The sequence below is a fragment of the Paenarthrobacter sp. PPS72 genome (assembly GCF_048537125.1).
Classification (GTDB): domain Bacteria; phylum Actinomycetota; class Actinomycetes; order Actinomycetales; family Micrococcaceae; genus Arthrobacter; species Arthrobacter nitroguajacolicus_E.
The window spans coordinates 124187-139104 of record NZ_JBLYIE010000038.1 but is presented as its reverse complement, the minus strand read 5'-3'; the positions used below and the strand labels follow the sequence as shown (position 1 = coordinate 139104).

Annotated in this window: 14 protein-coding genes and 1 other RNA gene; 2 read left to right on the top strand and 13 right to left on the bottom strand. The window is 59.7% G+C overall.

Going from position 1 to position 14918, the window contains the following annotated elements; genetic code table 11:
- Positions 1–18 precede the first annotated feature (18 nt).
- The 13 genes from ssrA to ACLRGI_RS15785 all read right to left on the bottom strand — a co-directional run bounded on the left by ssrA (position 19) and on the right by ACLRGI_RS15785 (position 10279).
- Positions 19–387: a transfer-messenger RNA gene (gene ssrA, locus ACLRGI_RS15845) on the bottom strand.
- Positions 388–483: 96 nt separating this feature from the next.
- Positions 484–954, bottom strand: a complete 471-nt coding sequence (gene smpB, locus ACLRGI_RS15840; protein ID WP_017198498.1) for an SsrA-binding protein SmpB — start codon at positions 952–954, stop codon at positions 484–486.
- 65 nt (positions 955–1019) lie between these two features.
- Positions 1020–2435, bottom strand: coding sequence for a peptidoglycan DD-metalloendopeptidase family protein (locus ACLRGI_RS15835; RefSeq protein WP_419202566.1), 1416 nt, complete (start codon positions 2433–2435; stop codon positions 1020–1022).
- Between the two features lie 55 nt (positions 2436–2490).
- Positions 2491–3405 (bottom strand): permease-like cell division protein FtsX, encoded by a 915-nt coding sequence (gene ftsX, locus ACLRGI_RS15830; RefSeq protein ID WP_419202565.1) that lies wholly within the window; start codon positions 3403–3405, stop codon positions 2491–2493.
- Positions 3402–4166 carry a cell division ATP-binding protein FtsE gene (ftsE, locus tag ACLRGI_RS15825; RefSeq protein ID WP_419202564.1) on the bottom strand — a complete coding sequence of 255 codons (765 nt, stop codon included), beginning with the start codon at positions 4164–4166 and terminating at the stop codon, positions 3402–3404. The genes ftsX and ftsE overlap by 4 nt, the downstream gene beginning before the upstream one ends.
- A 180-nt stretch (positions 4167–4346) precedes the next feature.
- The gene (gene prfB, locus ACLRGI_RS15820) at positions 4347–5465 is read right to left on the bottom strand and encodes a peptide chain release factor 2 (RefSeq protein WP_419202563.1); all 1119 of its coding nucleotides are present in this window, start codon (positions 5463–5465) and stop codon (positions 4347–4349) included.
- A gap of 64 nt (positions 5466–5529) precedes the next feature.
- Positions 5530–5982, bottom strand: a complete 453-nt coding sequence (locus ACLRGI_RS15815) for a pilus assembly protein TadG-related protein (protein ID WP_419202562.1) — start codon at positions 5980–5982, stop codon at positions 5530–5532.
- Entirely contained in the window at positions 5979–6368 is a 390-nt protein-coding gene (locus ACLRGI_RS15810; protein WP_419202561.1) for a hypothetical protein, read from the bottom strand. Before ACLRGI_RS15810 ends, ACLRGI_RS15815 begins: the two co-directional genes overlap by 4 nt.
- Positions 6369–6495: 127 nt before the next feature.
- Positions 6496–6873 carry a TadE family protein gene (locus tag ACLRGI_RS15805; RefSeq protein ID WP_419202560.1) on the bottom strand — a complete coding sequence of 126 codons (378 nt, stop codon included), beginning with the start codon at positions 6871–6873 and terminating at the stop codon, positions 6496–6498.
- Between the two features lie 53 nt (positions 6874–6926).
- Entirely contained in the window at positions 6927–7166 is a 240-nt protein-coding gene (locus ACLRGI_RS15800) for a hypothetical protein (RefSeq protein WP_419202559.1), read from the bottom strand.
- Positions 7167–7263: 97 nt separating this feature from the next.
- Positions 7264–8205, bottom strand: a complete 942-nt coding sequence (locus ACLRGI_RS15795) for a type II secretion system F family protein (protein WP_419202558.1) — start codon at positions 8203–8205, stop codon at positions 7264–7266.
- On the bottom strand, positions 8202–9056 hold the full coding sequence (locus ACLRGI_RS15790) for a type II secretion system F family protein (protein WP_419202557.1): 855 nt from the start codon (positions 9054–9056) through the stop codon (positions 8202–8204). The genes ACLRGI_RS15795 and ACLRGI_RS15790 overlap by 4 nt, the downstream gene beginning before the upstream one ends.
- Positions 9056–10279, bottom strand: a complete 1224-nt coding sequence (locus ACLRGI_RS15785) for a TadA family conjugal transfer-associated ATPase (RefSeq protein WP_419202556.1) — start codon at positions 10277–10279, stop codon at positions 9056–9058. Before ACLRGI_RS15785 ends, ACLRGI_RS15790 begins: the two co-directional genes overlap by 1 nt.
- 278 nt (positions 10280–10557) lie before the next feature.
- On the opposite strand from ACLRGI_RS15785, the gene ACLRGI_RS15780 reads away from it, so the two are divergent.
- Positions 10558–13308: a GH25 family lysozyme gene (locus ACLRGI_RS15780; RefSeq protein WP_503409077.1), complete on the top strand. Its 2751-nt coding sequence runs from the start codon at positions 10558–10560 to the stop codon at positions 13306–13308.
- Positions 13309–13555: 247 nt separating this feature from the next.
- Complete coding sequence (locus ACLRGI_RS15775; RefSeq protein WP_419202554.1) at positions 13556–14902, top strand: hypothetical protein; 1347 nt, start codon at positions 13556–13558, stop codon at positions 14900–14902.
- Positions 14903–14918 lie beyond the last annotated feature (16 nt).

The following is a 14918-nucleotide window of genomic DNA, read 5'->3' as shown; positions in this document are numbered from 1 at the left end:
GATCCGAGGGCTTTCCGGGTGTGGAGATGGGGGGAATTGAACCCCCGTCCGATGTCGTGTTGTCAGGGCTTCTCCGGGCGCAGTTCGCGTCGGATTTTCTCGGCCCCAGCCATCCTGCGAACAGGTGGCTGATCCGGGCCCAGTCATCTAAGAGTCCCGTTTACCTCAATGACGAAGGCAAACAGCAGTGGCTATCTAAATGACGCCAGGAACCGGGGCGATAGCAACCCCGGGCTGACGGACTGTCTTACTGCTTAGGCAGCGAGAGCGAAGTCAGTGCGCTTAGATTCGGCACTTATTGGTTTGCAGACAGCGTTTACGAGATAATTCTGCATCCTCGGCCCGCTTCACCTGTCGCGACTAACATCGTCGAAACCGATCATCCCCGTATTTTGTTACCAAACCCGGCAAGAGTCTTGAACTCTTGTCGGACTACCTATCATAACGCATCCTTCCGGCCGATCATTCCCCGGACACGCGTCCTTAGCGTCGGTTGCGTTCCCGCAACTCGCGCAGTGATTCACGCTTGTCCTGCTGCTCACGAAGGGTCTGTCGCTTGTCGTAATCCTTCTTACCGCGCGCGATGGCAATTTCCACCTTGGCCCGGCCGTCCAGGAAGTAGAGCTGAAGCGGCACAACGGTGAAGCCGGACTCGCGAATTTTCTGCGAAATCTTGTCCAGTTCATCACGGTGCAGCAGGAGCTTACGACGGCGGCGAGCGGCATGGTTGGTCCAGCTCCCCTGATGGTACTCAGGGATGTGGATGCCTTCCATCCACAGCTCGTCGTTGTAGAAGGTGCAGAAGCCGTCCACCATGGAGGCATGGCCTTCACGGAGGGACTTCACCTCTGTTCCCATGAGCGCAATGCCTGCCTCATAGGTATCCAGGACATGGTAGTTATGCCGGGCCTTCCGATTGGTGGCCACTACCTTACGGCCACTTTCCTTGGGCACGGTAGAACTCCTTGATAGATGTGGATTTCAACTAGTGTACGCCAGCGCGACGAGTCCTCCCCACGCTATAGGAGGGTCATCGGGTCCACTGCGGCGCTGTTGAGCCAGGTTTCGAAGTGCGCGTGGCAACCTGTGGAGTTACCCGTGCTGCCCGAGTATGCGATGAGTTGCCCTGCCGATACCTGCTGGCCATTTGCTACGACGATGCTGCTGTTGTGGTAGTAGATGGTGGTCAGCGAATTGCCTTGCTCAACGCCATGGGACAGCTTGACCCGCCATCCACCGCCGTCGGCAGAGTTCCATCCCGAGTTAAAGACTTTGCCCGCCGCCGCAGCATAGACAGGCGTGCCACATGCCGCTCCGAAGTCGATGCCGGTGTGCATGTAACCACCGGTGCCATAGAAATCGATTGTGCCTGGTGGTGTTGCCCGCCAGCCAAACCCTGAGGTGATGGGCACAGCGCTTGCGAAGGGGTGACGAAGACCGAACGCCGACGGCGAACCAGCCGGCGGAGGAGAATACGGTGGTTCCGGAGGTGCAGGCCGTCCTTGGGCCGCGGCGGCGGCAGCTGCGGCAGCCGCTGCTTCTTCGGCAATTCGACGCTGTTCAGCTTCCCAGGCTTCCCTCAGCTTCCGGTCACGCTCGACGATTTCGGCTGCAACCGTATTCTGTTCGGCCTTCACTCGTGCAAGATTAGCTTCAATGCCCGGCTTGGCCGCCTGCAACTGACCGTTGAGGCGGGTGGTGTCTTCGATCAGCTTGTCTACTTCGGCCTTCTTGCTGGCAGCCTCATCCCTTGCCGACTTTTCGCGTTCAAGGGCAGCCTCAGCCTTGCCCTTCAGGTCCTGGATTTCCTCCTCGACAGCAACCAGCCTCGCCTGGGAGTTCACGTTGGTTGCGTTTTGCTGGCTGAGCTTGGTCATCGCAGCGTTTTGGCTGCGCATGGCCTGGTCAGCCAAATCCATGGATTCGGTCAGGCTTCCGGATTCACTGGACCCGAACAAAAGCGCAATGTTGGTGGGAACGCCACCAGACTTGTAGGCCTGGGAGGCGATCTGTCCGATCAGCTTTTTGGTGTCGGTGATCTTCTGCTTGTCACTCTCCAACTGCTCCGTAATCTTGGCCTTGTTCTGCTGGGCAAGCTCAACCCTGGCGGCCAGTGCCTCGACTTCCTTCACCGCACTGGCTACCCGGCCTTGCGCCTCAAGCAGGGCCTGTTGCGCGCCGGGAAGGCGGCCCTGGTAGATCACCAGGTCACCGGCAGCCTTTGCGATATTGGAGTCAACAAACTCGAGCGAGGCCTGGACCCGCGCCGCTTCTGCTTCCAGTGCAGCCTGCTGGTCCTCAAGGCTGTCAGCCTGGGCAGTTGGAGCGCCTGACAAAAGACTGACAGTCAGCCCCACAGCAAGAACCGCCGCCAGAAACCGGGCATTGCCAGCGGCAAGGCGCCGGCGCAGGGGGTTCGGGTCCAACGTGGTCATCAGGAGTCCTTTTCGCTTGTCAGCATGGCGGTTGTTTCAATCAGGGCGTTCACGGTCAGACCTTCAGGTATCGCCGGAGAGTAAGGAGGGAAGAAATGCCGGCCAGGCCGGCGCCAAGTGCAATCAGCACCGGGGCGATCACCAGGACCTGAGTGGATGAGATGAACGGCGTATTGAGGAACTGCCTCGACAGGTCGCCGTTGAGCCAGAAGTGGGCCATCAGCCAGAGCGTGACGGAGGCCAGCAGCGCTCCCACAACGGCAGCTATGACGCCTTCCAGGATGAAGGGCAATTGGATGACCGTCTTTGACGCACCCACAAGCCGCATGATTCCGGTCTCACGCCGTCGACTGAATGCCGACAGCCGGATGGTGGTGGTGATCAGGAGCACCGCACAGAAGATCATCACCGCCGCCACACCTATGGCCGCGACCGAGGCCCCGTTCATCCACGAAAAGATGCGTTCGAGCACCTGCCGTTGGTCACTGACCGTTTCAACACCCGGTTGCGAGGAGAAGGTCTCGCTGATGATTTCGTATTTTTCAGGGTTCTTCATGTTGATCCGGAACGAGGCCGGCAGCTGGTCTTCAGACACCGAATCCACAATCGGCGAGTTGGAAAACTGCTCCTTAAAGTGCGTGTACGCCTCGGCCTGGGACTCGAACTGGAAATCATTGATGTACGGCTTGATGGCCGGGGACTCAAGCATTGCCTGGAGGTTGGCCTGCTGTTCCTTGGTGGCCGAACCCGAGGCGCAACCGACCGCCGTCGAACCGTCATTGCAGAGGAAGACTGCCACCTGGACTTTGTCGTACCAGTAGCCCTTCATCTGGTTGATCTGCATTTGCAGCATCCCTGCCGCACCAACGAATGTCAGGGAAACAAAAGTCACCAAGACCACGGAAATCACCATTGAGAGATTTCGGCGCAGGCCGCCACCGATTTCCCCCAAAATAAACAAAAGCCTCACAGCTGTGCCCCCTGCGCACGATTGAGTTCCTCACCGCTGGCATCCCTCAGCCGACGGGACTCACCAACCACAGGAATCATCGATGTGTACAAAGCCTTTGCTTCGTCGCGAATGACCTTGCCGTTCTTAAGTTCCACCACGCGGCGGCGCATCTCATTGACGATGTCGTCGTCGTGTGTTGCCATCACTACTGTGGTGCCGTTCTGGTTGATCTTGTCCAGAACTCCCATAATTCCCATCGAGGTGATGGGGTCCAGGTTTCCGGTCGGTTCGTCCGCCAGCAAGATACCGGGTCGGTTCACGACGGCGCGGGCGATAGCTACGCGCTGCTGCTCACCACCGGAAAGTTCATGGGGCATGCGGCGTTCCTTGCCCTCCAGGCCAACCGTTTTCAGAACCTCGGGCACCGTTTCCCTGATGATGGAACGGCTCTTGCCAATCACCTGCATGGCGAAAGCTACATTCGCGAAGACATTCTTCTGCGGGAGCAACCGGAAGTCCTGGAAGACCACCCCGATTCCGCGCCGGAGCTTCGGGACGCGCCAACTGGAGATGTTGGCGACGTTCTGGCCGGCAACGTAAACAGATCCGGACGAGGCTTTGTCCTCTTTCAGGATCAGCCTCAGGAACGTGGACTTGCCCGATCCGGAGGCACCCACCAAGAAAGTGAACTCGCCGCGGTTGATCTCAAGGCTCACAGCATCGAGCGCCGGTCGGGCATTGTGCTCGTAGACCTTGGTGACATTCTCAAATCTGATCATGGCCCTTTAGAACCCCGCCGGACATGACATAGCTGCCCAGTCCAACAGCCGGAGCGCGGGCTTTCGATGGGGGAAGTGAGAGCACCGGCCACTCGACTATACGCACGGGCAAGCCGCTATTCCGCGGCTTTCAGGGGCGTGTCGCGGAATCCGAAGTCGCACAGGGCACACTCCCGGCTCCTAGTTGGCCGCCGCGTTTCGGTTGCCGGTACGCCAGCGAATGCCGGCGTCGATGAAATCGTCAATATCGCCGTCAAGCACGGCCGAGGTGTTGCCCACTTCGTGTTCCGTTCGCAGGTCCTTGACCATTTGATAAGGGTTGAGGACGTAGGAGCGCATCTGGTCGCCCCATGAGGCCTTGACATCGCCTGCCAATGCCTTCTTTTCCGCGTCTTGCTGTTCCTTCTTAACCAGCAGCAATCGGGACTGGAGCACGCGCATGGCGGCCGCCCGGTTCTGAAGCTGCGACTTTTCATTCTGCATCGAGACCACGATGCCCGTGGGGATGTGCGTGAGCCTCACTGCGGAGTCAGTGGTGTTGACCGACTGACCGCCTGGACCCGAGGAGCGGAAGACGTCAACACGGATTTCGTTGTCCGGGATCTCAATGGAGTCCGTCTGTTCGATCAGGGGAATGACTTCGACGGCTGCGAACGATGTCTGTCGGCGCCCTTGATTATCAAAAGGACTAATGCGGACCAGCCGGTGCGTTCCGGCTTCAACACTCAACGTGCCGAAAGCGTATGGCGCCTTGACTTCGAAGGTGGCGGATTTCAGACCGGCTTCTTCGGCATACGACGTATCCATCACAGTGGTCGGGTAACCATGGCGTTCAGCCCAACGCAGGTACATCCTCATCAGCATTTCAGCGAAGTCTGCGGCATCAACGCCGCCGGCCCCTGCCCTGATGGTGACTACGGCTTCGCGTTCGTCATACTCACCGGACAAAAGCGTGGTGATCTCAAGTTCGGCAAGTGCTTTGCGAATGGAGGAAAGTTCTTTGGCCGCTTCAGCCATCGAGTCCTCATCGCCCTCGTCCTGGCCCAGCTCCACCAGGACTTCGAGGTCGTCAATCCTGGAAGCGAGCTTGGAAAGGCGATCAACTTCAGATTGACGATGCGACAACCGGGACGTGATCACTTGGGCAGAAGCAGGATCGTCCCAGAGGTCCGGAGCCCCGGCCTGCTCGCTCAGTTCAGCAATCTCTGCCTTGAGGGCATCAATGTCGGTGACGTTCTCGATTGAGCCGTAAGTCGCTCGAAGTGCGCGGATTTCCGCGGGAAAATCAATTTCAGCCATGATCATCCCAGCGTACGCTATCCGTTGCAGTCCCCCGATGGCCAGGCCCTGTGGGTGCTCCACGTTACTGAGTCAACCTGGACCGGGCTGTTGACCTTGCTTCAATGGTGATGCCCTCAGGCAGCAGAAAGCTGATCACCGGCGGATGCGCAACGGCGGTGAGGACTACCACCGCCGTACCACCCGGCTCGCTGCCCGTGCCGGCGGCGACAGCCAGGTGGTCATGCCGTGAAAAAGCCTGACCGGCGTCGAGATAGGAGCCGATTGCGGCCAGTACCCTGGCGTCCACCAAAGATGCGGAAGGAACACTGCCCCCGCCGATGTCCCCAACCGTGTAGGAATCCGCGGCCGCGAGCGCCGCTCCGTCAGCCAAGGACAGCAGTTTTTTGTGCTCCAGATACACGGCTGAAGCAGCCATGACCACTGAAGCCAGGAGGAGTGATAACAGCATGAACCCGACCATGAGGACCGTTATCTGGCCGTCTTCCCGTGGCTTCAGCGATGGCACAGCGATCATTGGTAACGCCCCACTACCTGCGATGCTGACGCGCTGAGCCGGCTTGCGTTCAATTGCAGCGCATCCCGGAATGGCATGAGCGGCAACGGCACGTCCAGATGCACAGTCACAGTCACCGTAGTGCCGGCTGACAAACAATTCCCACGATCGCAGTCGATGGTGACGCTGGCCCGCTCAGCCAACTGACCATAGTCGTTGAGAGCGACGCTGACACTGCGCTCCGCTGCCGCCCTGGCGCTGGCTGGGTCACGTTGCGACACGAAGACCTTAGCTGCTTGGTCAGCGGCACCCACTACCGCAAACGAACCGCCTTGGATCTGGCCCACGGTCACCACGAAGTAGACCACGGGGACCATGAGCAATAACGCCAGGAAGGTAAATTCCACTACGGCGCTGCCCTCTTGTTTTTCAGGAGTGTGAGCGCAGCCCAACCCGCCGGGAATCGGCTCCACCGGCAGGCACAGTGCCTGACGCACCCTTCGACCGAGAGCAGTAAGCAGGAACCTCGGCGGGTCACCCTGGCAGATCCGCATGGCCCTTGACCTCCAGTAGTTTGCCGGGACCGAGCAGGCCAACAACAGGCAGGGGTGCCCTTACTGTCACTTCCAAGGTCCGCATCCCGTCGATATCGACTTCAGACGAGGTGACATCCCGGGCAAAATCACCGTTTAATGCAGCGCCAATCAACTCCGTAGTGCGGGCACGGGCATCCAGGGATGTGCGATCCGACAGCGCACCGTATCGCGCTCCTGAGGCGGCGGCATCGATGAGCGTATTCCGAACGTGCAGAACCAGGGTCAGTTGAACAATGGATATGAAGAACAACGTCAGCAATGCACCTACCAAGACGAAGTCCACCACAGCAGACCCGCTTTCGTTCGGGACTTTCATGGGCTCTGCCTGAGAATGGTCGCGGACCGGGACGCGGTAGTCCATCCCGCTTCCTACTGACCTACCTTGCTCATTGCTTGTTCGAAAAGGTCGCCCAACGCCGGTGTGGCGATAGCAAGAAGTCCTGCGACCAGGATCGCGGACATCAGGGTAATCATCACCCACCCTGGTACGTCACCACGCTCGCTGCCTTCCTTAGGAGGGTTTGCCTTCAGGCCAGTTGCCAGGAAGAACCACGTGGCGCAAAGGAACAGGACAGAGAGAGCGGACAGTTTGCTTGCGATTCGTTTCATGGAGTTCCCCAATGTACTTTCGAGACGGTGCTGACTTGGCGTGAATGCTTGGCGTGAATGCTTGCTTGGACGGCAGGGCGGATTGATGGCTGGGTCGCTAGAGGCTCATTTCCAGAGCAGCGATGGCCGGGAAAGCAGCAAATACTACGGTCAGAGGGAGAACACCGAAGACGAGCGGCACCATCATCGCTATCTCTTTTCGGCCTGCGGACTCCATGAGTTCCCTTTGTGCGGCGTCGCGGACGTCCGCCGCTTGCGCCCTGAGGACGTCAGCCAGCGGTGTTCCTCGCTCAACAGCAACCACCAGGCCGTCAATAAATCTGACCAAGGGTGGCAATTCCGCTCTTGATGAGAAGGCCTGCAGCGCTTCCGTCAGTGGTGTCCCGGACCGTGTATCAGCGAGGATTGTGGCAAATTCCCCGGATAGTTCACCATTCGAGCTGCGGCTCACTCTGTCCATTGCGCCCATGGCACTCTCCCCTGCAGCAACGGCGAGCGCCATTAGCTCCGCGAGGCTGGGAAACTCGGACAGCATCCTTGATTCGCGCCGTTTGATCCCCAGGCCCAAGACGAAATCGCGCAGCACGTAGCCACCGAGCGCGCTTCCGATGACAGCTATGCCTGACACGGCTGCACTGAACCGACCGGTGGCGCCGGCGACCACTACTACAAGGACAGCGAACACGAAAGCGGCGCCGGCCCACAGGAGCTGCTCGGCTCGGAAATCCAATGTTGACTTTGTCGATCCGGCACGGGCAAGCCTTTTGCCCAACGCGGTGGAGCTGACGTTGAGGCGGGACATTGAGGTGATTGCATCGTGGATGATGGGGCGGAGTATTCGCTCCAAGGGCCCAAACGGGGTGAGATCGTGCGTTGGCACGCGGAGCAGGCGCGAACCGAGACTCTGGGATTTCAACTGGGGTTCAATGCGATCAGGGAATCTCGTACCCCGCATAAACGGGATCCGAACCAGCACTAACCAGCATCCGGCGCCCATGGATAGACCGCACAGTACAGCGAAGGCATTGGATGGATTCATCGAAGAACCCGCTCATCTTCTGGCAGGGCGCCAACGCGAAGCATGACGGAGTAGCAGAAAACCGAGACCACCAGCCCCCCGAGCAACACCACAGCGCCCATGCCGGAGTTGAAAGCCAGCATGGCTTCCGGCCGGCTTGCCATGACCACCAAGACAATCCAGGGCGCAGCAACCGCCAGCCTGGCAGCGTTGATGGTCCAGGACTGCCGGGCCTCAAGTTCACTACGCGTACGGGCGCTGTCACGTAGGAACACCGAAAGCGTACCCAGCATGCGTCCAAGGTCGGAGCCGCCCACTTCCCGGGTCATGCGCAAGGCTTCTATGATGCGATCGGCCACTGGGTCTGCCAGACGATCCTTAAGTCTTTTCACTGCCGCATCAAAATTTCCAGCGGCTCTGTAGTCGGCTCCAAAGTCCAGGAACAATTCCCTGAGCTCTTCCGGTCCGTTATGCCCTAGTTGGATCAAAGCCTCCGGCAGGGCCAGGCCCGCACGAATTGCTGATCGCAAATGGTCCACTACGTCCGGCCACAGTTGCCGAAGGGCAGCCCTGCGCTTCCGCGCGCGCCAACGCACGGCCGCAAACGGAATCCATGAACCGAAGATCGCGAAGCATGAGGCCACCGGCGGCGACCCCGTCAGAACGTAGAACACCAGAAGCGCAAAAAGACCGAAGCCGGCGCAGGTGGCAAGGAGTCCGCCGCCCGTTACTTTTTCAATCCCTGCTGATAGCAGGAGGTGGTCCAAACGACGGGGCTTATTTCTTCCGGGTACGGTCGGTGGCAGGACCCATGCGGACCACCAGATGAGGAAGACTCCCAAGCCAGCTACGATCCCAAGCAGTGGCGCCATCAGTTCAACTCCAGGAGGGCAGCCACGTCAAAGCCTGCCCGGGCAAATTTTTCGGCGGCCGGCATGGAGTTGGCTCTCGGCTGCAACTGCCCGGCCACCATGCCGAAGACCGCGGAGGATTCGATGATTCCGTTCTCCACCCGTCGCCCCAACGAGAGGATTTCGGTCACTTGCCTGCGTCCGCTTGCATGGCGGCCGCAGTGCACCACCAGGTCGATGCAGGAAGCCACTGTAGGTACTACAAATGCGCTGGAGATATTCGCTCCCGCCAACAATGGGAGGGTGCAGATTTTTGTAACGGCGTCGAGAGCGGAGTTAGCGTGCACGGTGCACATCCCGGGCAACCCGGAATTCAACGCGATCAGCATGTCGAGGCTCTCGGCTTCCCGTACCTCTCCGACGACCAAGCGATCCGGGCGCATTCGAAGCGCTTCCTTAACTAGCCTCCGCAGTGGAATTTCGCCTTCACCTTCGAGATTTGCTTGCCGGCACTGCAAGCCGACTACGTCGCGAAGCGGAAGCTGCAATTCAAAGATCTCTTCTACCGTGATGACCCGCTCACGCGATCCGATGCTTGCGGCCAAGCAATTCAGCATGGTTGTTTTCCCGGCTTGGGTGGCTCCGGAAACCAAGATGTTGAGCCCGCTGGCTACCGCGGCACCAAGGAACCTCGCCGCTTGTGGTGTCAGGCTTCCCAGCTCTACGAGGTGTTCGAGCCGGTTTGCCCTGGCGATGAATTTCCTGATGTTGACAGCCCAATGCTTGCGGGTGATGTCCGGAATCGCTACGTGCAGCCTGGATCCGTCAGGAAGGGCCGCATCCACAAAAGGTGACGAGAGGTCCAGTCTCCGCCCGGAGCTTTTGAGCATCCTTTCCACGAGATCGCGCACCTGCTGCTCGCTGAGGGTTATGGCCGTCAACTCGGATTCCCCGTTTCGGGCAACGTAGATTTCGTGCGGCGCGTTGATCCATACCTCTTCGATTCCGGCATCATCCAGAAGCGGCTGCAGTGGGCCGAATCCCGCTACGGCGTCAAAGATGTGTTGCCGTGCGGTGTCGAGGTGTCCAAGGGAAGGAAGGGGCGCCAGAAGCGCCCGTTCGTCATAGTCGTTGACGGCTGCGTTGACGAGAAGCCGGACATCCTTGGTTTGTTCAAGGGGATCCAGACCGCGGCGTCGAATGAGCTCCCGGACTTCTCCCTCGACAATTTTTACAGCATCCACTTTTCTCCCCATGGTCACGAGCCCGTAAACGAGAGGCGCATCTCGAGTTATTTACGCTAGGCGAGCGTTTTCCGAGCCTCAAGTCAGTCCGGATCAGGTGTGGATAACTCGCCACCATCCGTCACGCCAGTAGCTTCAATCCCACTAGTCACTCCAGTTTCGGAATGTTAGGGTAAAGGCCGTTAGGAGCTGGCCTTAGGTCTCATGCGCAGGCGCCCGCCCTGGAGCTTGTCCGGAAGCCACACCATGCGCCGCTAAGCCGCGGCGCAGGGCCGGATGTGAAAATGAAAACTAGATCGATGGACCCGGTCCACCGCATCCCGCTGGGACGTGCAGGCCTGGCGCTTACTATCGCACTGGTGGGGGGAACCTTCCTGAGCGCGCCCGCGTGGGCGCAAACGTCCGGCCCCCAACCGGCCCCGCATTCGGACACCCAGGAAACAATCGCACCGCAGGGTCCCCAACCGGCCGGAAACGGCTCGGGTTCAGCCGCCCCCGGCAGCCAGTCTCCAATGGACGCATCGGTGCCCGAGCAGCAAGAGCGGCCAGCCGCCGTCGAACCTTCACCAACAGTTGCACCGTTGCCAAGCGCGAACGGGCCAGGACAATCCGAAGAGCAGGACCATAAGCCACCAGCAATGCCCGGCAACGCCACTGGTGCCGAAGCCATGAAAGCGGCCATGCGCGCCGCTATTCCGGCCGGTGGGGCTGAAATGGGGCAGCGGTCGCCGAGAGTAATGGCGGCGAAGCAACAGCTTTCGGCGTCGCCCTCTTCAGGAGCAAGGGCAATCGGTGGAGTAGTCGATTCAGCGGTCCCGATGGCGGCAGACCCGGGGCACTGGCGCCCCTCTATCGGCGTCGCAGGCCAGGATGTCAGCGCCCATCAAGGCAACGTCAACTGGCAGAGTCAATGGAACCAAGGTTCCCGATGGGCTTACGTCAAGGCCTCCGAAGGAAACTACTACCTCAATGAGAACTACACCCAGCAGTACAACGGTTCCCGTGATGTAGGAATGGTCCGCGGTGCCTACCACTTCGCAATCCCCAACTGGTCTTCAGGTGCGGACCAGGCCAGGTACTTCGTAGCGAACGGTGGCGGCTGGACAGCCGACGGTTATACTCTCCCTCCTGTCTTGGACATCGAGTACAACCCCTATGCGGGACGCACTATTAATGGGTTCTACTTCGGCAACACGTGTTACGACATGTCCAAAGCGCAGTTAGGGCAGTGGGCGGCCGACTTCGGCAACACGGTCAAGGCCCTGACCGGTCGCTTCCCGGTGATCTACAGCACCACCGATTGGTGGAACACCTGCGTGGGAAACTCCACCTTCGGAAGCTACCCCCTGTGGATCGCGTCCTATTGGAACAACCCCACGAACTCCCCGGGTGACCTGCCGGTCAGTTGGGGCAACTACACCATGTGGCAGTACAGCAGCACCGGCCCCTTTGAAGGCGATTCAAACATCTTCAACGGCACCTACGACCAGTTACGGACATTTGCGCGTGGAGTCCCCCGCCCATCCAGCCCCTCCATCCGGTCCGGGGCTGACGTGCTCGCTGCCATGCCCTCAGGACGTCTGGATAATTTCCCCGCGGACGGCCAGGGCCGCATCACGGGACCGGTAGCGATTGGATCCGGGTGGGGAACTGCACAGTCCGTCCACGTCGTTGACTGGAACCAGGACGGAATCCAGGACATTCTCGCCCAGTGGCAGGATGGCTCACTCCAAGTTTTCCGCGGCACCTCCGGCGGCGGATTCCTTTCACCCTTGCTCGTGGGAACAGGGTGGCAGGAGATGTCGCTCACGGTTGGGTGGTGGAACTCCAGGGAGGCTTATCCGGGCGTCATCGGCCAGGATGGCAAAGGAAACCTGTACCGCTATACGAATGCGGCAGGAGGTGCCCTCAGCGGAGGTGTACTGATCGGGACCGGATTCGGCGGGCACCAGTTCAACCAACTCGACTTCGACGGCGACGGAAGTCAGGACATCGTCTCCCGGACGGCAGACGGCATCATGCGTCTTTACCGCTCCAACGGTGTGGGAGCGTTCCTCTCCGAATCCGGCCGTGTGATTGGCAACGGCTGGTCTGCCATGACATCGGTGAGCTCTTCGGCCGGTTTCAACGGTTCCGGTTCGCAAGGGCTTCAAGCCCGAAGCGCCAACGGCGATTTGTTCTACTACCCGGCGGTCTCCGGGTCCTGGGGTAACCGCTTCCTCATCGGCGTGGGATGGAATGACGCGAACGTGATCAGCGGTGCACCCGTCAACGTTGAGAGCACGCTCGGTGTTGACGCGCTGGACGTCGTGGCCGCCCGTCAGGACGGCAACCTCCATCGTTACCCCGGATCCGGGTCTACTTCCTTGTTGCCGGCCGAGCTTATCGGCACCCAGTGGACCGGCCTTAAGGCTGGTTTCCTTGCCGACTGGAACAAGGACGGTTCTTTGGACATCGTCGCGCAGTGGACCGACGGGCGGCTCAGCGTCTACCCGGGATTCGCCGGCCGCGGCTACGGGGCCCCGATCAGCCTCGGAACCGGCTGGAAGGACTGGACGCTCACAGTCGGTTCTTGGAGGAAGTCTGATGCCCGCCCGAGCATCGTTGGCTACGATCCCGCGGGCCGCTTGTTCCATATCAGCAATCCATCGGGCACCACTTTGGGCTCCCGGGTTCAGATTGGTACAGGTTGGGCCGGATTGGGCATCGCCCAGATGGACTTCGACAAGGACTCCAACATGGATCTCCTGGCGAAGAATGCCGCGGGTGATTTGTTGCTCTACCGGTCAAACGGCAATGGAGGCCTTGTCCTAGAAGCGCCTGACACCGTAGGAATCGGTTGGAACGTGGTCAACAGCTACGGAGCTATCCGAGGATTCGCTGGAGCCGGATCAACCGGAATCCTGGCCCGGACAACCGGCGGCGACCTGCGCTATTACCCGGTAGGACAGAATCGCAGCTGGGGTACGCCCACCATGGTTGGCACTGGCTGGAGTGGGCTGAGAATCTTCGCCCCAGACGCAAGTTAGACCGCGCTACTAATTTCACTAAGGGGCCTGCTCACTCTGAAAAGGAGTGGGCAGGCCCTTTCGCATTCGTCAAAAACTACGTAATGGAAACAAATAATGTTTGGACCAAGAGACAGGTCTAAATCCCGGGATAGCGTGATCTAATGAAGGTGGTCTCACGTATTGGCTGTTCAGCGCAATCGGGAAACGGGCTTTGTTTGGGGGCAAGCGAAGGTCACCAATGCGCACAATCAAGGAGTGATCTTTCATGGCGTTTACCGTTTCAACGGCCAAGGTCAGCATTTCGCCGCCTCTTAGCGTCAATCCCTACATGGCGGGGTACGGGACCCTCGACGGTGGTCGGGAGGCTACCAGCAGTGCGCCCTACGAATCGTTGTGGGTCCGGGCTATCGTCCTCTGGGAAAACGGCTCCCCCAACCTCATCATGAGCGTGGACATCCTGGCCCTTCCCAGATCCATCCACCAGCGCGCCCGGCAACGCATCCTGGCATTAGCCGGCTGGTCCAATGGCGACATCCTGATCCAGTCCACGCACACCCATAACGGACCAGCCATCGTCGACACGCTCCACCCGTTCATGTGCTACGGACTGTCGGATTTGTCCATGGTGGAGACGTATAGTCAGCACCTTGAGAACGACCTCGTGGACGCTGCAAGTGAGGCGCTCAACGCATCTCAGACGTCGGTCACGTTGGATTACAAGGTCACCACAGCCAGTATCGCGTACAACAGGGTGGGACTTCCGTACCTTGAGAACACCGTTCCAGTCATCGTCGCGCGCAAGCCAAACGGTAACGCCGCAGCGGTGATTTTCAATTACGCATGTCATCCCGTCGCGGCTGGTATGCGCACGCTTTTCGACGGCGATTTCCCCGCCGGAGCGTGCAACTACATCGAAAACACCAATCCCGAATGCTTCGCCCTGTTCCTGCAGGGAGCGGCCGGCGACCAGAACCCCATGGGCGTACCCAGCTGGGAGTTGAGGGACGAGTACGCCACCAGGCTCGGTGCTGCTGTTGACGTGGCCATGCAGACGCCGGGACGAATTATCGGCAGCCCCCTCCTGACCAGCTACCAGGAAGTGCAGATTCCCCTGGACATCACGCCCACAGCAGGGAACATGGCAGCTGTCCGCGCCGCCTACGCGTCCCGGCTACCTAACCTTGACGGCAATCCGGCCTGGTACGGTCGCCACGCCCAGGTCATGATCGGTCGAATTGATAGCGGCAGTTATGAGACCTCGGTCGCTTGCCCTTTCCAAGTGTGGAAATTCGGGGGCAGTCCCCAATTGAGGATCGGAATCGTTGGTGGCGAATTGGTCAGCGGTTATGCCGCCTACTTCCGGGCAAGGTTCGGCGGTGCCAACGGCGTGATCGTCGGTGGCTACGGAAACGAGTCGTGTTACTACGTACCCAGTGCGCAGTTCCTGCCGCCTTATTCATCCGGGGGCAGCTACGAGGGAGGCTGGGACCCGGACCATCCTGGCATTGCGGGTGGCTCCATGACCGTATACGGACACATCGGCCACTTCAAGGGCGGAACAACCGGTGTGGAAGCAACTGTCATCAATACACTGAATTCGATGTTCGCCTAGCATCTGTCAACGTCGA